Source organism: Treponema endosymbiont of Eucomonympha sp., from assembly GCF_001028545.1.
Genome location: NZ_BBPW01000452.1, coordinates 1 through 570, shown reverse-complemented (window position 1 = coordinate 570; position 570 = coordinate 1). Strand labels below are relative to the sequence as shown.

Annotated in this window: 1 protein-coding gene; it reads left to right on the top strand. The window is 51.8% G+C overall.

The window, feature by feature from the left end; genetic code table 11:
* A partial coding sequence (locus tag AWU74_RS07550; protein ID WP_162505033.1) for a LytR C-terminal domain-containing protein occupies positions 1 to 456 on the top strand: 456 nt, incomplete at its 5' end.
* Positions 457 to 570: the final 114 nt, after the last annotated feature.

Here is a 570-nt window from a genome sequence, read left to right as displayed (position 1 = left end):
CGCCTGACGCCGCAAACGATAACAGGGGATATACAGCAGGCAGGCGTAAAATCATTGCTTTTCCCCTATTATCAAGGACAGCTTATCAAAGACATTATAAAACAGACGCTCGATACGCTCGTACTGCCCGCGGAGGTGAGCCGTTCGTTTGTGCTCGAAATCAAAAACGGCACAACGAGACGGGGACTGGCGCGGGACACGGCTGATTTGCTGCAAAATATTGGCTATGACGTGCCGCGTGTGAGAAACGCTGATTCAGACGATTATGCACACACAGTTATCATCGACCGCGCTGGCAACGCTGAAGCTGCAAAACGGTTGGGAGAATTTCTGCGCTGTACGAATATCTCCACCGAATCAGCCGAATCGGAAGGTACGAGCATTGAGACTGCTTCGCCCGTCGATTTTACGCTTATTCTGGGGCGCGATTTCAACGGGCGCTATGTGCGCCGCTGACAGACACCGGGCAAAAGCAGAAACGCAACGCGGGGAACAATCTAAGGAAGAATATGAAAACCACACGGGAAAAAGCGTTTGAAATCGCACAGCTTCTGGAAGACGGCAAGGGCA